The sequence below is a fragment of the Xanthomonas floridensis genome (genome assembly GCF_001642575.1).
In the GTDB taxonomy this organism is placed as follows: domain Bacteria; phylum Pseudomonadota; class Gammaproteobacteria; order Xanthomonadales; family Xanthomonadaceae; genus Xanthomonas; species Xanthomonas floridensis.
In genome coordinates this window covers 14,495-32,654 of sequence record NZ_LXNG01000026.1, presented here as the reverse complement: position 1 = coordinate 32,654, position 18,160 = coordinate 14,495, and the positions used below count along the sequence as shown (strand labels likewise).

Annotated in this window: 16 protein-coding genes, 1 other RNA gene and 2 pseudogenes; 11 read left to right on the top strand and 8 right to left on the bottom strand. The window is 63.8% G+C overall.

Features of this window, described 5'->3' with window-relative positions; translation table 11 throughout:
- Positions 1-214: 214 nt before the first annotated feature.
- Complete coding sequence (locus tag A7D17_RS15605; protein WP_153041969.1) at positions 215-1,375, bottom strand: carboxypeptidase-like regulatory domain-containing protein; 1,161 nt, start codon at positions 1,373-1,375, stop codon at positions 215-217.
- Positions 1,376-1,824: 449 nt separating this feature from the next.
- Between A7D17_RS15605 and A7D17_RS15600 the strand changes: the two are divergent.
- From A7D17_RS15600 to A7D17_RS23065, 6 genes and pseudogenes are all read left to right on the top strand, one after another.
- Positions 1,825-2,334: pseudogene (locus A7D17_RS15600) on the top strand (Sir2 family NAD-dependent protein deacetylase); the annotation flags it as partial.
- A gap of 48 nt (positions 2,335-2,382) precedes the next feature.
- Positions 2,383-3,513, top strand: a complete 1,131-nt coding sequence (locus tag A7D17_RS15595) for an NADH:flavin oxidoreductase/NADH oxidase (RefSeq protein ID WP_064509928.1) — start codon at positions 2,383-2,385, stop codon at positions 3,511-3,513.
- A 39-nt stretch (positions 3,514-3,552) separates the two neighbouring features.
- On the top strand, positions 3,553-4,428 hold the full coding sequence (locus A7D17_RS15590) for an NAD(P)-dependent oxidoreductase (RefSeq protein ID WP_064509927.1): 876 nt from the start codon (positions 3,553-3,555) through the stop codon (positions 4,426-4,428).
- A gap of 206 nt (positions 4,429-4,634) precedes the next feature.
- Positions 4,635-5,027 (top strand): XVIPCD domain-containing protein, encoded by a 393-nt coding sequence (locus A7D17_RS15585; RefSeq protein WP_046962938.1) that lies wholly within the window; start codon positions 4,635-4,637, stop codon positions 5,025-5,027.
- A 217-nt stretch (positions 5,028-5,244) separates the two neighbouring features.
- On the top strand, positions 5,245-6,096 hold the full coding sequence (purU, locus tag A7D17_RS15580) for a formyltetrahydrofolate deformylase (protein WP_064509926.1): 852 nt from the start codon (positions 5,245-5,247) through the stop codon (positions 6,094-6,096).
- A 153-nt stretch (positions 6,097-6,249) separates the two neighbouring features.
- Entirely contained in the window at positions 6,250-6,597 is a 348-nt protein-coding gene (locus A7D17_RS23065; RefSeq protein ID WP_082862047.1) for an HIRAN domain-containing protein, read from the top strand.
- Positions 6,598-6,659: 62 nt separating this feature from the next.
- Here A7D17_RS23065 and A7D17_RS15575 read toward each other — a convergent pair whose 3' ends face one another.
- The 4 genes from A7D17_RS15575 to A7D17_RS15560 all read right to left on the bottom strand — a co-directional run bounded on the left by A7D17_RS15575 (position 6,660) and on the right by A7D17_RS15560 (position 11,457).
- On the bottom strand, positions 6,660-8,612 hold the full coding sequence (locus A7D17_RS15575; protein WP_064509925.1) for a choice-of-anchor X domain-containing protein: 1,953 nt from the start codon (positions 8,610-8,612) through the stop codon (positions 6,660-6,662).
- A 273-nt stretch (positions 8,613-8,885) separates the two neighbouring features.
- On the bottom strand, positions 8,886-9,761 hold the full coding sequence (locus A7D17_RS15570; RefSeq protein ID WP_064509924.1) for a methylenetetrahydrofolate reductase: 876 nt from the start codon (positions 9,759-9,761) through the stop codon (positions 8,886-8,888).
- A gap of 116 nt (positions 9,762-9,877) precedes the next feature.
- Positions 9,878-10,543, bottom strand: a complete 666-nt coding sequence (locus tag A7D17_RS15565) for an epoxyqueuosine reductase QueH (protein WP_064509923.1) — start codon at positions 10,541-10,543, stop codon at positions 9,878-9,880.
- Positions 10,543-11,457 carry a LysR family transcriptional regulator gene (locus tag A7D17_RS15560; RefSeq protein ID WP_064509922.1) on the bottom strand — a complete coding sequence of 305 codons (915 nt, stop codon included), beginning with the start codon at positions 11,455-11,457 and terminating at the stop codon, positions 10,543-10,545. Before A7D17_RS15560 ends, A7D17_RS15565 begins: the two co-directional genes overlap by 1 nt.
- A gap of 180 nt (positions 11,458-11,637) precedes the next feature.
- Here A7D17_RS15560 and msuE point away from each other — a divergent pair, with 180 nt between their 5' ends.
- From msuE to A7D17_RS15545, 3 genes are all read left to right on the top strand, one after another.
- Complete coding sequence (msuE, locus tag A7D17_RS15555) at positions 11,638-12,231, top strand: FMN reductase (RefSeq protein WP_064509921.1); 594 nt, start codon at positions 11,638-11,640, stop codon at positions 12,229-12,231.
- A gap of 163 nt (positions 12,232-12,394) precedes the next feature.
- Positions 12,395-13,378 carry a DUF1852 domain-containing protein gene (locus A7D17_RS15550; protein WP_064509920.1) on the top strand — a complete coding sequence of 328 codons (984 nt, stop codon included), beginning with the start codon at positions 12,395-12,397 and terminating at the stop codon, positions 13,376-13,378.
- A 26-nt stretch (positions 13,379-13,404) separates the two neighbouring features.
- Positions 13,405-14,436, top strand: coding sequence for a methionine synthase (locus A7D17_RS15545; protein ID WP_064509942.1), 1,032 nt, complete (start codon positions 13,405-13,407; stop codon positions 14,434-14,436).
- Positions 14,437-14,590: 154 nt separating this feature from the next.
- Here A7D17_RS15545 and A7D17_RS25270 read toward each other — a convergent pair.
- A pseudogene (locus A7D17_RS25270) lies at positions 14,591-14,713 on the bottom strand (porin); the annotation flags it as partial.
- Between the two features lie 408 nt (positions 14,714-15,121).
- On the opposite strand from A7D17_RS25270, the gene A7D17_RS15540 reads away from it, so the two are divergent.
- Positions 15,122-15,859 (top strand): SDR family oxidoreductase, encoded by a 738-nt coding sequence (locus tag A7D17_RS15540; protein WP_064509919.1) that lies wholly within the window; start codon positions 15,122-15,124, stop codon positions 15,857-15,859.
- Positions 15,860-15,999: 140 nt separating this feature from the next.
- Positions 16,000-16,074: non-coding RNA, sX9 sRNA (locus tag A7D17_RS15535), on the top strand.
- 25 nt (positions 16,075-16,099) lie between these two features.
- Here A7D17_RS15535 and A7D17_RS15530 read toward each other — a convergent pair.
- Both A7D17_RS15530 and A7D17_RS15525 read right to left on the bottom strand, forming a co-directional pair.
- Positions 16,100-16,798, bottom strand: a complete 699-nt coding sequence (locus tag A7D17_RS15530) for a helix-turn-helix transcriptional regulator (RefSeq protein ID WP_064509918.1) — start codon at positions 16,796-16,798, stop codon at positions 16,100-16,102.
- 1 nt (position 16,799) lies between these two features.
- On the bottom strand, positions 16,800-18,077 hold the full coding sequence (locus tag A7D17_RS15525) for an alcohol dehydrogenase catalytic domain-containing protein (protein ID WP_204377364.1): 1,278 nt from the start codon (positions 18,075-18,077) through the stop codon (positions 16,800-16,802).
- Between the last annotated feature and the right edge of the window lie 83 nt (positions 18,078-18,160).

Here is an 18,160-nt window from a genome sequence, read left to right as displayed (position 1 = left end):
CGCGCTCAGCAGTGCCCTGCAGCGCGTCGGCATTTGCCTGCCAGGCGCACCCATGCACGCTACGAACCGGCGCGCGCTGCAGTTTTTGTCGTATGTCCTCGTGCCGGGAATCGCCACGGCTTACTGAACGCCCGCTATCGGATTCTTATGCCGGCCGACATGTGGCATCAGGTGTCGGACATGTGGCTAAAGCATAGGAACCTATGTCTGGGTCCTAGTCGGCGTGATGCCACTTGCATACGCCATTCAACACAGGAAGGAGCCGGCCATTGCCAGTCGGCTTTACCACCACACCGTCAATCACTTCGCCGTCCCGGTTGATCGTGACGTCCGCCTGCAGGATGTCGTTGGACGAACTGTCGACTCTTTCGTGCTCCGTCCATTGGTAAATGGTTCTCGTGCTTGGGTCGAACTGCGACTGCGGATTTGTGATGTAACTGGTGGCCTCGCCATGGAATAGGGCCATTACGATGTAACGCCCTGGCTTGACTCGGGTGAACATGAACTCGCCATTGGCGTTGGTCTTGCCCGGAAGGCCTGACGCAAAAGCACGGTTATCTACTTCAACCCGCACTTTTTTTCCTTTCTTGCGGTTGGCATCAAACAGGTCGATCGCTTCCTTCAGATAGGGAGTGTACGGAAAGAGCATGATTCCCTGATTAGGCGCCGTCTGGAATTGAGAGCCGCCTACCGTCATCACTCGCCCGCATGTGAAGCCCTTGATCGTCGAGTTGCCTTCGGACTGCAGCGTCGTATCCGCGTCTGTGGGGCTGAATATCGCCTTGGGCCTGACAACCTTGCGGCGGTCCGCGATTTCAGGCGCCGCACCGCGATCGCTATCAGCCCTGACGACCGCTGTTTCTCGGCTAGCGGTCACCGATGCCTTGGCGGCCTCGCCTGCACTCATACCGCCATTCAGCGCGGCCAGCAGTGGTTTGGCGAGTGCGGAATTGCGAGCGGCATTGCGTCTGCTCGCATTTGCGGGCTGTCCATTCAATTTTGCATCATCAAAGAACGAACAGACGTTGCCTTTCGCATCGGGCGCAGTCATGCCTTTGGGCAATTCGAAGGAGATGACCGCAGCATCAGTGTCGGGTGCCACTATCATGACAATAGGAAAGCTGCGCGAGGTCGCGGATGCTTCCTGTGCGTAGACCATGGTAATGAGGCCATCTTCGAGAGTGGAGGGGCCTTGGATGAGTTGAAACTTCTGTCTCTTGGCCATGGCCGCAAGGCTGGATGTCACTGCGGACTTGTTGGCGCCGTATAGTCCAACGAAGCTCTGGTGGATAACGCCGCCATTGGAGCCGGGAGATGAATTATAGTTTTGCTCGCATTCGCTCGCTGCATGGGCAGCCTGTGCATGAAGCAGCATCCCCAAACATATTCCGTAAGCACTACACTTAATCGCACTAACCATTGCCTTTCCCATGGCGTCTACATCCTTTTTGTGTGAAGGGAATTGTTGTTCTGGATCGGCTTAATGATAACAAACGTCACCAAAGGTTGCCGGTGTTCAGGTGATGGTGGTCATGCGGTGCGGTGCCAGTGCCGCATTTTACACTGCATTCCCATTGCCTGAGGCGTGTTGCCGACTTGATGTGGTCTCGCTGTCATGACCGAATGCAAGCGCCGTATCCAGCCAAATTTTTCGATGTCGGGTAAGTGTTGAGCTTCTCTGGCCTGAAGGCGGAATCGGCTCCGTCGTACGAGCATGCGTTGCGGGCGATCTTCAATGCCTTGCGCTCGAAGGCGTGAACTGGATCGCCACGATGCCTCCTGCCCAATGACGGCACGCCATGGAGCGTGGCCTCGAAGCAGTGGGAAGCGCGCAGCCGGCTCGAATTGCTGCCACCCAGAACGTGGACCGCCTGCACCAGGCCGCCGGCAGCGGATCGATGATCGACCTGCCCGATTGGGCTGCACGGGCCGGGCAGGCGCCTGATGGCGCGCCAACTGGAAGGCGTGGACTTCGCCGCCTTCGCGGTGCCGGCCTGCACGCAATGCAGCGGGGTGCTCAAGCCGGATGTGGTGTTCTTCGGCGAGAACGTGCCGCGCGAGCGCGTGGAGCGTGCCTTCGCGCATCTGCAGGCGGCCGATGCGGTGCTGGTGGTGGGCTCGTCGCTGATGGTGTATTCGGGCTTTCGTTTCGTGCAGGCCGCGGCACGCAATGGTGTGCCGATCGCGGCGCTCAATTTCGGGCGTACCCGCGCTGACGCGTTGCTCAGCCTGAAGGTGGAGCAGTCGTGCGCGCAGGCGCTGGCCTTCCTGCGGCCGCCGCCGGATCCCCTGCAGGCTGCGCCGGCCAGGTACGACAGTGCGCGCTCTGCATGACGCAGTGATCCATCGCAGCGGTTGTGCGGCGGCGCGTGGCGCAGTGCAATGGGCACCCCCACCCCGCGCCCGGATGTTGCCTTGAGCCAGTTGTTCACCCCCATCGCCTTCGGCCCGCTCGCGCTCGCCAACCGCATCGTGATCGCGCCGATGTGCCAATACTCCGCCCAGGATGGCCGCGCCAGCGATTGGCACCGCATCCACCTGGGCACGCTGTCGCAATCGGGTGCGGGCCTGTTGATCCTGGAGGCTGCCGCGGTGCTGCCGGAAGGGCGCATCAGCTACGCCGATCTGGGCTTGTACGACGACGCCACCGAGCAGGCGCTGGATGCGGTGCTGCAATCGGTGCGGCGCTGGTCGCCGATGCCGGTGGGCATCCAGCTGGCGCATGCCGGCCGCAAGGCCTCGACCGATCTGCCGTGGAAGGGCGGGCAGGCCATCGCCCCCGATCACGCGCAGGGCTGGCAGACCGTATCTGCCTCGGCGCAGCCATTCCAGCCGGGCAAGCCGGCGCCGCAGGCGCTGGACGAGGCCGGCATCGATGCAGTGGTCGCCGCGTTCGTCACCGCGGCAACCCGCGCCGAACGCCTGGGGTTGGACCTGATCGAACTGCATGCCGCCCATGGCTATCTGATGCATCAGTTCCTGTCGCCGCTGAGCAATCAGCGCAGCGACGCGTATGGCGGCTCGCTGGAGAACCGCATGCGCTTGACGTTGCGCATCTTCGATGCGGTGCGTGCGGCGGTGTCCGCGCGCATCGCGGTCGGCGTGCGCATCTCGGCCACCGATTGGGTGGAGGGCGGCTGGGATCTGGAGCAGAGCATCGTCTTGTCCAAGGCGCTGGATGCACGCGGCGCGCATTACATCCATGTCTCCAGCGGGGGGCTCGATCCGCGCCAGCAGATTCCGGTGCAGGCCGGCTATCAGATCCCGTTTGCGCAGGCGATTCGTGCGCAGGTCGCCACGCCGGTGATCGGCGTGGGCCTGATCACCGAGCCGGCGCAGGCCGAGGCGATCCTGCAGGACGGCCAGGCCGACGCAATCGCGCTGGCACGCGGCATCCTGTACGACCCGCGCTGGCCGTGGCATGCCGCCGCGGCGCTGGGTGCATCGGTCACGCCGGCCCCGCAGTATCTGCGCTGCGAACCGCGCGATGCACGCGGCGTGTTCGCCAGCTGACGCACGCCACCGACGTCATACCGAAGAGGACGCACACGCATGCCGATAGGATTTCTGGGAATGGGCACGATGGGCCTGCCGATGGCGCACAACCTGCTGCGCGGCGGCTTCGAGATAAGTGTCTGGAACCGTTCGCCAGAACGCGCGCGGAGCCTGCGCGATGCCGGGGCGACGGTGGTGGATGCGCCGGTGGGCGCTGCGTGCGGCCCGCTGTTGTTCTCGATGCTGGCCGACGATGCCGCGGTCCGTCAGACCGTGCTGGACGGCGGCGTGCTGGATGCACTGCCGGCCGGTAGCGTGCACGTCAACATGGCCACCATCTCGGTGGCGCTGGCGCACGAGTTGACCGCACTGCACGCCGAGCGCGGCATCGCCTATGTCGCCGCGCCGGTGCTTGGCCGCGTCGACGTGGCCGAGGCCGGCAAGCTCAATATCCTGGCTGCCGGCGACGCTGCGGCGCTGGCACGGGTGCAGCCGATGTTCGATGTGCTGGGGCAGAAGACCTGGCACATCGGCGATACCCCGGAGCAGGCCAACGCAGTGAAACTGGCGGCCAATTTCTGCCTGGCCAGCGCCATCGGCGCCATGGCCGAGGCCAGCGCACTGGCGCGCGGGCACGGCGTGGACGCCACCCAGTTCCTGGGCATGCTCACCACCACCTTGTTCGCTGCACCTGCGTACCAGGGCTACGGCAAGCTCATCATGCAGCGCCAGTACACACCGGCCGGCTTCACCGCCACGCTGGGGCGCAAGGATGTGGACCTGGCCATCCAGGCCGGTGCCGACAAGCAGGTGCCGATGCCGTTGGGCGAACTGTTGCGCGCCAGCCTGGACCAAGCCATCGCGCACGGCGACGGCAACGCCGACTGGGCCGTGCTGGCAGAGGTGTCGGCGCGGCGGGCAGGGCAGGCCTGATCGCGACGCAAGAGTGCGGATGTGTTGCGCGCTTTCCTCGAAAGCGACATGCGATGCCTCTTGCTCACCCGAACATGCAGCGGACCTTCTAAAATGTTGGCTCGTTACAGCCGCCGCTCCAGGGAGGATGCGATGCGACACCTGCATATCACGCTCGGTTCGACCGAGCGCAAACCCCGCGCACCACTCTGCGCCGGTGGCGCACGATGACTGCCGAACCGGTCGTCAACCAGGGCCCGGTGGGTCCGGACCATCCGGAGCACCCGGACCACTATCTGTTTGCACAGATCCGCGAAGCGGTGGGCGTGCTCGATGCCGAGCTGGACAAACCCACCGACGAGGCCAGCGTGCGCATGGCCGCGCGCCTGCTGCCGCTGGCCAAGCAGCACGGCTTCGATCAGGTGGATTACGTGGTGCTCAGCCGGCACGTCGGCGAGGTGGGCGAGAACGTATTCCTGGTACGCGGCGAACTCTCCGACCCCGCGCACCTGCGTGCGCACATCACCACCCAGGAAGCGATGGAGACCTCGGTGGAGACCTCGATGGCGCAACTGGACGAGATCAATCGCCGGCTGATGCTGCGCCTGCCGCCGCGTTGATCCGCATCGGCAGTGGCATGCGTATCGCTTTTGGCGCCGTACGCCACCAGCGCAACGCCCGCCATGCGCTGATCGGCTGATCCGCAGCACGGCGGGTCAAGTGTCGTTGCGCTTCTCTGCGTTGCGTCGGCCTTGTCCGTTGCGCCGCGTCGCACTGTAAAAGTTACCGACGCAAGCACTGCGCCTGCGGTGCCATGCATTGGCTATCATTGCGCCGATGCGCTCCGACTACATTCTCACGCTGTCCTGCCCCGACCGCACCGGTATCGTGTACCGCGTCACCGGCCTGTTGTTCGATCTTGATTGCAACATCCTCGATGCCCAGCAATTCGGCGACGACGAAAGCGGCCGCTTCTTCCTGCGCGTGCATTTCAACAAGCCGCCCGGCACCGGGATCGCCAGCCTGGAGCAGCGGTTCGCGCTCCTCGCCAACGAGTTCCAGATGGCCTGGCAATTGCACGATGCGCGCCGCCGCGCGCGGTTGCTGGTGTTGGTGAGCAAGCAGGGGCACTGTCTCAACGACCTGTTGTTTCGCATGCACAGCCGGCAACTGCCGGTGGATATCGTGGCCGTGGTCTCCAATCACGCCGATTTCGCACCGCTGGCCGCGTCCTACGGCATCGACTTCCATCATCTGCCGGTGAGCGCAGACACGCGCGCCGAACAGGAAGCGCAACTGCTTGCCCTGGTCGAGGACCTGCACATCGATCTGGTGGTGCTGGCGCGCTATATGCAGATTCTCTCGCCTGCGCTGTGCCGCGCATTGGCCGGGCGCGCGATCAACATCCACCACAGCTTCCTGCCCAGCTTCAAAGGCGCCCAGCCGTATCACCAGGCGCACGCGCGCGGCGTCAAGATCATCGGCGCCACCGCCCATTATGTTACCGAGGACCTCGACGAAGGTCCGATCATCGAGCAGGACGTCGCCCGCGTGGACCACGCCATGACCCCGCGCGATCTGGTACGCGTGGGCAGCGACACCGAATCGCTGGTACTCGCCCGTGCCGTGCGCCGCCACGTCGAGCATCGCATTGTGCTCAACGGGCACCGCACGGTGGTGTTTCGCTAAACAGGATTACGAACAAGGGTGCACGGAGAAGGCGACCTGGGCGAAGACTGGCGCACGCATCCAATGCTTGATCGATGTACTACGCCCAGTGCCGCTGAATAACGCCTGCGCCTGGCCCTTGCTTGAGTCATCCAAGACTAGTTGGAACCTTTCATGGGCACGTTTCATGCCAAGGTTGTTGGCGTCTTGGTCTCCAATGCAAATGGAATATCCCGACAAGCCTATATCGCGAAATTCTGTCGGATTGGTATGCCTGTCGTGCTTCACCGCGAGCCTGCAAACCCTTACGACGCGAATGCCGTCGCTGTCTTCATTACCGCACGGGTGCTGATTTTCTTTTCCGCATCCGTGCAGATCGGCTATCTCCCCGCAGACCTTGCACCTGAAATAGCAAGACACCTGGATCAAGGTGGGAAAGTAACGGCCGTGGTTTCTAAAATCACTGGCGGATCTGAGAGCAAGCGGTCACTAGGCGTCAATCTTAGGATCACCAAATTTTGAGATGCCGCAGGTGGTCGGCACCTACGCGCCGACCACCAGGTGCGCTAATGTCTTTTTGAGCATCACCGCGCTGCGTTGGCATTCATCACTGCATTGCGGTTGGCGTCCAGATACTGCGCCGGGTCGCGCATGCCGGTGGTGTGGCACTGGCCGGTGGTGTGACCGCGGTTGACGCCGCCGGGCAGCTGCGCATTGACCTGCTCCACGGTGCCGTCTTCCGGGTCGTTCAACACCAGGTCCGAGGCCGCGTTGCAGTAATCGTTGGTGTACCAGTTGGTCTTGGCGAACGAGGTGGTGTAGTAGTTGACCTTGGCGCGCGCGTCGGCGGGAATGCCGGCCAGCCAGGCCTTGGCGCCGTCGTAGGTGAGGTCGGTGTTGGTGCCGCAGCCCACCCCGAACCACGAGCCCACCGCAGCAAGCACGCCGGACAGATTGGTGCCCTGGTAGGGCGTACCCACCGATTGCATCACGCGCCCGCCGCTGGCGTTATCCAGGCCGCTCCAGTAGTACGCATACAGATGCAGCGCGGCCATGCCGCCCTGGCTGTGCGCCACCGTGGAGAACGAGGACCACTGGCTGGCGAACTGTGCGATGCGCTGTGCAAACTGATCGTTGCTGCGGTTTTGCTTGGCATCCAGGAATGTCGAGGCATTGGTGAACTGCGCCTGCGGCCACACGCCGTTGGAGCAATAACCGTGCACCAACACCAGTTGCGAGCCTGCTGCCTGCGGCTGTGCCATCGCGGTGGCCAGCGTCGACGGGCGCGGCCCCATGCGCATGCTTTCGTCGATCGCCGCGCTGGAGCGCGCGATGCTGGCACGTCGCAATGCGGGCACCTGCAATGGCAGCGTGCCGGCCTGTACCAGCGGAATGTAGTGATCCGGGTCTTCGATACGCAGCCCGCGCAGCGTGAACGGCGCACGCGCACCGGCACGCGCGATCCAGCGTTCGTCCAGGCTCAGCGGCAACTGCCCCTGCTGCGGCGTCAGCATGCCGCCGATCCACGCCACCGGCACGTCCTTGCCTTTGGCATCGGTGCCCCACACCTGCCCGAACACCCGATAGTGCGACGGTGCATTGCCGCGCGCGGCCACCGGCAGCGCCACCGTCAGCCGCGTACCCTCGCCAGCACGTGCGTTGAGCGCGTTGCCGAGCAATCGCAGCGAGGTGTCCAGCACCGGCAGCACGTGTTCGCTGGTGCGGACAAACGCCTGACCGGCCTGGTCGTGGCCACGCACGATCACCTGCGCGATCCAGGTGCCCTCACGCGTTGGCTGGAAGTTGCCCCCGTACACACCGTCGCCGGCGGCGCCATCGTTGTGCGCCCCATCGTCGGCCATCGGCAGAACGCGCACGCTGCCTTGCGGATCGATCACGCGCAGGCTGGCTTCGTCGATCTGTCCGGCCTGGCCCGCAAGCAACGTGGCTCCGCGCGCATCGTTGCCGCTGAGCATGGCGTTGAGCGTGAGCGACTTGCCCACCAACTGCTGGCGATCGCGCGGATACGAGGCCAGCTGCGTGCGTGGGTCGCCTTCCATCAGCACATAGCCACGCTGCGCCACCGGTGATGCCGAGTGCAGCGTCAGCGACCAATTGCCGTTCTGGGCGGTGTCCACGGCATAGCGCATGCCGCTGGTGCCGCTCTCGGCCGTGCCCAGCAGTGTGCGCTGTGCCTGCAGTTGCGGTGCAACCGCAGCAGTGCGTGCGCTGGCAACGCGTGGCGCGCTGATCGCCGCATCCCATGCCTGTTCGCCTGCCAGCACCATGAAACGCAGGTGGCCGTTCTCCACCGGCAGCGTGCCTTGCCAACGCGCTGCAGTCCCTGCGGGCGTCAGTTCCACCGGCAACAACGCACTCTTGGACAGGATCGCCGACTCGGCCGGATCGGGCGCGCGCATCTGCGCGAACTCCTCCGGTGGGCCGGCAAGCAATTTGGGCTGCAACTCGGCCGCGGCCAGCGGCAGGGACACGAGCGACAGGCTGCACATCAGCGATAACAACGACGGCTTGGGCATGGCGACATCTCTCCTTGGACGTTGCGGATGCGTTGCCGCCGCGCATGGCAACGGCATCGGATGCAGCGCCCCCTCGCCGCGATTCGCCGACGGTTATACCTCGCACTTGTGACAGGTCTGCTGTGCGCTGCAACACCTCACGCGCAGCAAACATACCGCCAGAAATAAAAAGTACAGACTGTGATCTGGGTCGTGGACATGGCCACGCCGCAACGCAGTGCGTGCTGAAAGCCGGAGGTCTGCAGACGCTGTGCAGCGCGAATTTGGCGGGTGTCAGTCCAGCCGGACCCGCACGGCGCTGGAGCGGTAGCGCTCCACCCACGCGACAGTCTGCGCAATGCCGCCGAAGGGATAGAAGTGCAGGCTGACGTCTCCATGCGCTTCAGTCAGGCCATTGGCCAGGCGATCCACAAAACGATCCGGCCCCGCAGTGCCGAACAGCTTGCCGAGCGAGATGCCGTACTTGGACAGCATCGAGGCGCAGGCACCGACACCGCAGCTGGCGGCATAGCGTGCAAGCACCGCCACACCAGCTGGACCGGGAACGCCTACACGCACGGGATGTGCAACGCCGCGTGTGCGCAGTGCTTGCAACCAGGTCAGCACGATGTCGGCATCGAACGCGAATTGCGTGACGATCAGCGGCGTCATGCCGCGCTCGGCGATGCTGCGACACTTGCGGTCCAGTACCTCCCATCGATCGATGGCAGGCATGCTCGGATGCCCTTCCGGATGCCCCGCCACGGCGATGGTCTGGATGCCGGAGCGCTCGAAGATCCCGGTATCGATCAGCGACAAGCTGTCCGCAAACGGCCCGACCGGAGCAGGCGGATCGCCCGCGATCACCAGGCAGCGCTCGACGCCGGCTTCCTGGGCGGCGCGACTGACGAAGGTGTGGAGCTCCGCGCGCGAGGCGATGCGGCGCGCGGACAGGTGCGGCATCGGCTGGAAGCCGAGTGCGCGCACCATCCGAGCTGCGGCCAGTCGCGCGTCGTCGTCCTGGTTGGGCAGGTAGGGGATGGCAATGGTCGAGCCGCGCATGATCCGGGGCGCCGCTGTCGCCAGCCCGGCAATGTGCTTTGCGCTGACCTCCAGCGAATAAGCCTCGGTGATGGTGCTGGCGAGGCTGGGAGTGTCCGGATCAGTCAAAGGTGTTGCCGTCCTGTGGTGGTGAGTGGCTGCGCCGCTGCGTCAGCCCTGATCGAGCGGGCAGGGAGCCAGAGAACACGTCGAAATCCCGGTCGCGCCCCAAGACCCGCTTGCACTCAATCGTCCTGTTCCGCATCGCCGTAGAATTTCATGCCCAGTTGTATGCGATGGCGCCCGCTTTCCACGCGGTGTCGATTGGTGTCGCGCAGCGAGTAGACGCAGCCGCAGTATTCCTGCTGGTAGAAGTTCTCGCGCTTGCTGATCTCGACCATGCGCGAGGAACCGCCGCCCTTGCGCCAGTTGTAGTCCCAGTACATCAAGCCGGGATACTTCGCCGCAGCGCGGACGCCGCAGTCGTTGATCTGCTGCATGTTCTTCGAGCGCGAGATGCCCAGGGAGCTGGTGATCACCGGGAAGCCGTGCTCGTGCGCATACAGCGCGGTGCGTTCAAAGCGCATGTCGAAGCACATGGTGCAACGCACGCCGCGCTCTGGTTCGTTCTCCATCCCGCGGGCCCGCGCGAACCAGTTGTCCCGATCGTAGTCGGCATCGACGAAGGGCACGCCGCACTGCTCGGCAAAGCGGATGTTCTCGTCCTTGCGCAGCTCGTACTCCTTGCGAGGATGAATATTGGGGTTGTAGAAGAAGATGGTGTAGTCGACGCCGGACGCCAGCATGGCTTCCATCACCTCGCCGGAGCATGGCGCGCAGCAGGAATGCAGCAACACCTTGTCGTGGCCGGCAGGCAGGGGAAGTGGCGCGCGCGTTGCGGTGGTGTCCATCAGTGGGCTCCGGGTGTCGTGGCGATGGCATTGGCAGGCTGGCGGGCCAGTTCGATGAAGGCGCGCAGGTAGTCGATGGCGATATCGGCCTCGCGTGCGCCCAGGAAGATCTGCTTGGGGATGCCGCGCGCGCCCAGCCGCACCGGCACCACCTCCATCCTGGAGGCGTATTCCTCCACCAGCCAGCGCGGCATGGCGGCCACGCCGCGGCCACTGGCCACCATCTGCATCATGATGTCGGTGGTCTCGATGGCCTTGTGGCGGCGCGGCGTGACACCGGCCGGTAGCAAAAACTGGCTGTAGATATCCAGGCGTTCCAGGTCCACGGGGTAGCTGATGAGTACCTCGCGGGTCAGCTGCTGCGGCTTGACGTAGGCGGCTGACGCCAGCGCATGGCCCTTGGCCACCACCAGCACCTGCTCGTAGTCGAACACCGGCTCGAACCTCAGCCCGGGCTTGAACAGCGGGTCGGGGGTGACCAGCAAATCGATCTCGTAGCCAAACAACGCGCCAATGCCGCCGAACTGGAACTTCTGCTTCACGTCCACATCCACATCCGGCCACGTGGCCAGATAAGGCGACACCAGCTTGAGCAGCCATTGGTAGCAGGGATGGCACTCCATGCCGATGCGCAGCGCGCCGCGTTCGCCCTGCGCAAACTGCCCGAGGCGCTCTTCGGCCAGGGCCAGCTGCGGCAGCACCCGGTTCGCCACGGCCAGCAGGTATTGCCCGGCCTGGGTCAACCGCAGGCTGCGTCCCTCGCGCAGCCAGACGTCGGTGCCCAGCTGCTGCTCCAGCTTTTTCATGCTGTGGCTCAGTGCGGACTGGGTCAGGTTCAGCACGCCCGCGGCGGCGGTCAGCGAGCCCTGCTGCTCGACCTGCTGGACAATGGTGAGATGGATGCGCTCAAGCATTCAGATGATCCGAATTCATGGATTGTTGAAATAACACCATTTTACTTCATCAAATGCGACCCCTAGCATCGGGTTCGTCGTCATTCGCCGCCTCTGGGCCTGCCCGCATCAGCATCACCCGAGGTCGGGCCTGCCTGTTCTGGCGGCGAACGCGCTTCCCCACTGCTCAGGTCCCTCCGCATGACTGCAACCCTGCCACCTCCACTCCGCGTTGTTGCCGTCTCTGGCGGGCTGCAGCGTCCCTCCAAGGCCGCCGCGCTGGCACACCACCTGATGGCCCTGATCGGCGGCGACCTACCGTGCGAGCCACATCTGGTCGAACTGGGGGCGTTGGCACCGCACTTTGCCGGCGCGCTGTGGCGCTCGCAGCTGCATGCAACGGTGGAGCAGGAACTTGCCGCCGTAGAGCAGGCAGACGTGCTGGTGGTGGCAACGCCGGTGTATCGCGGCTCGTTCACCGGGTTGTTCAAGCACTTCTTTGATTTCATCCATCAGGATGCCCTCATCGACACCCCGGTATTGCTGGCGGCGACCGGAGGCAGCGACCGTCATGCACTGGTGATCGAGCATCAATTGCGGCCGCTTTTCAGCTTCTTCCAGGCACGCACGTTGCCGCTGGGCGTCTACGCGACCGACCGGGATTTCCTGGACTACCGCGTGCACAACGATGCCCTTGCCGAGCGGGCCAGGTTGGCGGTGCAACGGGCACTGCCACTGATCGCATTGACGCGGCAGGCACCGGCCAGCGCCGCAACTGCGGTGGCCGCGGCCTGAGCGCTACCGGCCTCATGGCTGCACGGCGGGCCACCTGCGCCTGCCGCGACAGGATTGTTTGGTGCGTGCCGGCTGCTCCAGATGCCGGGCGCGCATCCAGCCGGCACCCACCGCTGCGCCGCAGGGCGCGCGTCCCATTCAAAGAAACAAGGCGTCAGCTGCAATGACTCAACAATTCACCTTCACCATCAAGAGCCTCCGGTTCGACGAGGACTACCAACCCTCGGCCACCACGCGCAACACCACCAACTTCGCGAACCTGGCCAGAGGGCAGCGTCGTCGGGAGAATCTGCGTAACACGCTGGCGATGATCAACAACCGCTTCAACGATCTGGCCCACTGGGATAACCCCACGCGTGACCGCTACGCTGTCGAGCTCGACATCATCTCAGCCGAGATGCACATCGGTGGCCGTGACGCGGGCGATGCCTTTCCGTTGATCGAGATATTGAAGCCTTCCATCGTCGATCAACACACCGGTGCCCGCATCGATGGCATTGCGGGCAATAATTTTTCGTCCTACGTGCGCGACTACGATTTCAGCGTGCTGCTGCCAGCGCACAATCAGGACAGCTCCGGTTTCAACATCCCCGAGGATTTCGGCCACCTGCACGGCACCCTGTTCAAGCACTTCGTGCACTCGGACGCCTACACCGCGCGCTTCAACAAGCCGCCGGTCATCTGCATCAGCGTCTCCACCAGCAGAACCTATCACCGCACCGGAAACCGGCACCCCATCCTGGGTATTGAATACAGGCAGGATGCGTTTTCGCTGACCGATCAGTATTTCGAAAAGATGGGCCTGAAGGTGCGCTATTTCATGCCGCCGAACAGTGTTGCCCCGCTGGCGTTTTACTTCTTCGGTGATTTGCTCGGTGACTACACCAGCCTGGAGCTGATCGGCACCATCAGCACGATGGAAACCTTCCAGAAGATTTACCGGCCAGAAATCTACAACGCCAATTCCGCAGCAGGTGCGATCTACCAGCCGAGCCTGAAACACCAGGATTATTCGTCCACCCGGATCGTCTACGACCGGGAAGAGCGTAGCCAGCTCGCGGTGACGCAGGGCAAATTCACCGAGGAACACTTCATCCGGCCCTACGGCAACCTGCTCGAGCAATGGGCGTCCCGCCACGCTTCCTGATCCCCCAAGGCAAGACACCACTCATCATGAAAAAGCTGCTCCCCACCTCAACCGCCGGCAGCCTGCCCAAGCCGTCCTGGCTCGCGCAACCGGAGAAACTCTGGTCGCCCTGGAAGCTGCAGGACGGACAACTGATCGAAGGCAAGCAGGATGCATTGCGCCTGTCGCTGCAGGAACAGCAGCACGCCGGCATCGATATCGTCAGCGATGGCGAACAGACCCGCCAGCATTTCGTCACCACCTTCATCGAACACCTCAGCGGTGTCGATTTCGAAAAGCGCGAGACGGTCAGGATCCGCGACCGTTACGATGCCAGCGTGCCGACCGTGGTGGGCGCGGTGAGCCGGCCCAAGCCGGTCTTCGTCGACGATGCGAAGTTCTTGCGCCAGCAAACCCGGCAGCCGATCAAATGGGCGCTGCCCGGTCCCATGACCATGATCGATACGCTCTTTGACGCGCACTACAAAAGCCGCGAAAAGCTGGCCTGGGAATTTGCCAGGATCCTCAATCAGGAGGCCAGGGAACTCGAAGCCGCCGGCGTGGACATCATCCAGTTCGACGAGCCGGCCTTCAATGTCTTCTTCGACGAAGTCAACGACTGGGGTGTTGCGACCCTGGAACGCGCAGTCGAAGGACTTAAGTGCGAGACCGCCGTCCATATCTGCTATGGCTACGGCATCAAGGCCAATACCGACTGGAAGCAGACCCTGGGCTCGGAGTGGCGCCAGTACGAGGAGTCGTTCCCCAAGCTGCAGACATCCTCACTCGACATCATTTCGCTGGAGTGCCACAACTCGCACGTGCCGATCGATCTGATCGAACTGGTCCGCGGCAAGAAGGTGATGGTCGGCGCCATCGACGTGGCAAGCAATACGATCGAAACACCGCAGGAGGTGGCTGACACGCTGCGCAAGGCGCTCCGGTTTGTCGATGCCGACAAGCTCTACCCGTCCACCAACTGCGGGATGGCGCCGCTTGCCCGTGACGTCGCAAGAGGCAAGCTCAAGGCTCTTAGTGCAGGTGCAGACATCATTCGTGCAGAACTGGCGGCGGGCTAGCACGCGGGTACTTGTGTGGATCAATGGCCGACGCACGGTGGCGATGCGCGCTCCATCCTGCCGTAGCAGCTGGTGAGCGACATCGGAGATGCACCAATTTCGAGCCTGTGCACGCGAGGGCACGTTGTCGTTCATCAGGTTGCAGAGCGCGGCAATTGATCTGCAACTGCACCCGCAGCAGGTCGCCTTCTGTCAATGGAAACAGGGCGGCAGTGACGTCGCTGCGCTTCAGCCTGGGGTACGCCAACAGCAGTTCCAGCGTGTCCATCGATTGCCACGGACACCACTGCATCCAGGTACAGGCGCAGGCGCGTCGGTGGCGAGCCACCTGGTCATTCCCTGCGGCGGACATATCCACGCTTCCGGCCCGACGACCGCGCGCCATCGTGACGTAGCCGGCCAGCGGATCGCGGTCGGGACGCACAGCCGACACAGTGCCGATGCTGAACCTAGGTACGTCCGTGTGGCCTGCCCGATTGCCCGCGTTGCACTGCCTCGCTAGAGTTGCGGGGTCGAAAGAGTGCAGGCCGGATGGTAGCCCGGTCATCCATCCATCCGGGTGGCAAGCTCTCCCGCTGAGGGTATCCGCGACACCGAGACCGGCATTGCCGGAACGAGGTGTGCCCGGTGATCTCTCACGACCCATCATCGGCGCGCCTCCACTGACCCTGGAAGGATATTGCGCATGAATCTCACCTCAAACACCCTCTTGATCACCGGCGGTGCCACCGGCATCGGCTTTGCGCTCGCACGCGCGCTGGTGGAGCAGGGCAACACCGTCATCGTCTGTGGACGCAACGCTGAGGCATTACGCCAGGCCAAGGACACGCTGCCCGCACTGATCACCCAGGTCTGCGATATCACCGACACGGCAAGTCGCCATGCATTGGTGGACTGGTTACGGGCACACCATCCGCACTGCAACATCCTGATCAACAATGCCGGTGTGCAACAGCATCGCGACTTCACCGGCACCGATGCTGTGGCCAACCTGGATCAGGAGATCGCCATCAACCTGACCGCGCCGATCCATCTGATCGCCGAGCTGCTGCCGTTGCTGCAGCAGCAACAGAATGCGGCCATCATCAACATCACCTCGGGGCTGGCGTTCTCGCCGATGGCCGATGTGCCGGTCTACTGCGCCAGCAAGGCGGCGCTGCACTCCTTCACCTTGAGTCTGCGTCACCAGTTGAAAGGCAGCGCCGTGCGCGTGATCGAGATCGCTCCGCCGATCGTGGACACCGGGCTGGGGGGCGGCACGCGCAGTGCAGGGACCGCAACGCGCAACATGATGCCTGCTGAGCAGTTTGCCATCGAGGCCATCGCCCAGCTGGAAGACGACAAGGACGAGGTACTGATCGGGATTTCGGCCGACACCCGTCGTTTGGGTGAGGCCTTGTTCGAGCGCATGAATCACCGCTAGTTAGTGGGTCACGTCGCTGGTGGTGGTTGCATGTTGCAAACGCCACCAGCGACGTTTGGCTGCGATAGCGTTCGATTTAGAGCAGCCAGCACAACTACCGTGCTCACCACCAGGCGGGCGTGGGCGCTGCTCGGTGCGGCATCTATTTCGTACATTCCGGTCCTGAGCACGTCGTCCGCACCCACCTGACGACTACCCGCGTCGTCTTGTCAGCCGCGTCTAGCGGGCGATGGTCCGCGCTCAGCAATCGCCTTGCCTGCATGGGTGGCTATCGCTGGCGCGCCACTGCTTCACCAGCTGGTGGCGATTGCCCTGATAGGGCTCCTGCAGATAATCGATCCTGTCGATGGCTTCTGCGCGGAAGATGCGGAAATCGCCACAGGCCTCGCACCATGCGGCGATCTTCCATCGTGCATCGACCAGGCCCAGCATGATCGGCCAGATCGTGCGCTCCGATACCACGCCGGCCTTGCTCGTATAGCCGATGCGCAGCTTGCGTTGCGCATGCAGCGCCTTGCGGATCTTGCCAAGGTCCACGATGGACTCTGGCTGCTGGCCCCGGCTGATGTACAGCGCGCTGTCGTCCAGCGCCAGGCGCATCTCCTGCGAGATCACGCCGTCGAGTTTTGCCAGTGCGTTCTGCACCGCTTGGGTCATCGCATCGTCGCTCTGGCGGCTGACCCACTGCGCGCCAGTGACCAGCGCACGAATCTCTTCTTCGGTGAAGGCCAGCGGCGGGAGCACAAAGCCTGGTCGCAGGATGTATCCCACGCCCGCCTCTCCCTCGACATCGGCGCCCATCGCCTGCAGGGTGGCAATATCGCGCCGGATCGTGCGCAGCGACACGCCAAGTTCTTGCCCAAGCGTGCGTCCGGACACCGTGCCGCGGTGTCGACGCAACACTTGCAAGAGATCGAACAGGCGCTGACTGCGCGCCATGTCAGTCCATCCTGACCAAGCCCTTGCCAGGGCGTTTCTGGCCGGATTCCAGGGCGTTCATCAGGCCGATGGCGCCTTCCAACGGAACGATCTCGCCGATCGGCAGGCCAAAGGTTCCGGCTTCGGCTGCGTTGGCGAGGTAGGCCAGGATGGCGGCGGACGGTTTGCAGAACACCAGCTTGAAGCGGCGGTCCACCACGGCGCGGGCGAACTTGCCCAGGTCCGGTTCCAGATCCAGCAAGCTGCCGCGCTTGTCGCGCAGCAGCGCCAATCCCGCAGCTGCCTTCATGACGGCGGAGGTGTCGAAGATCACGTCGAAGCGCTCACGGATATCTGTCGGTTGGGTCACCCTGTAATCGTAGACCTGTTTCAGGCCCAGCGATCGGGCCCGCTCCATCGATCCCGCGCTACAACTCCCTGACACGGTGGCGCCCAAAAGCTGCGCCAGCTGCACCGCCGCTTCGCCCACCGCGCCGGCGCAGCCGTTGACGAACACATGCTGGCCTTTCTTTAGCGCAGCCTTGTCGACCAGACCATTCCACGCGGTAACCCCCGGCGTGCCCAGGCACGCGGCATTTTCGTAGGAGACGCTATCGGGTTTTTTGACCAGATTTTCTTCGGTGGTGATCACCGCCTCGGCCAGCGCGCCGCACTCCTTGAAGCGTGCCAGGCCGAACACCGCATCGCCGGGCGTGAAGCGGGTGACGCCTTCGCCCACCGCCAGCACCACGCCCGAGAAATCCATGCCCATCGCACGCGGAAAGTTCCGCCCGGTCACGATCTTCATGACGCCGTTGCGCATCTTCCAGTCGACCGGATTGATCGCGGCGTACTTCACCTTCACCGCGACCTGGCCTTTTGCCGGCGCAGCAAGCGTGAAGTCGGCCAGCTGCATGACGTCCTGGCCACCGTAGCGGTTGTATTGAAGGCGTTTCATTGGGGCGGTGCTCCGGTGGTGGTAGCGGCAGGTGCGCAGGCGGTCTGGCAGGCGGGATGCACGCCCCGTTGGTCGACCGGGCTGCCGGGACGGGCGGCAGGCCCGGTTCGGCGGCCGACAAAAGGCCGGCTTGCGCGGTAGAGCGCGCACTTGGCCGTACGCGAGGGCATTCGTGTGGGCGCGCGCGCGGCGCGTGCGCTTGACGCTGCGGGGTCGGTAATGCAGCAGCGGATGGAGAGGGTCACCAGGACACTCCTCGTGTTGGGCGCCCAGTGTAGAAAGCGGTGGTGACAGATTCTGGCACCATGCTTTTGCTGGATTGCTGGATTGCCACAGCGCCAAGCCAGGGCCCCGCGTGACTTCATCGCATGCATGCGCGGTGCGGCATGCGCGAGCCCGACTTCGCCTATCGGTCGATCAGATAG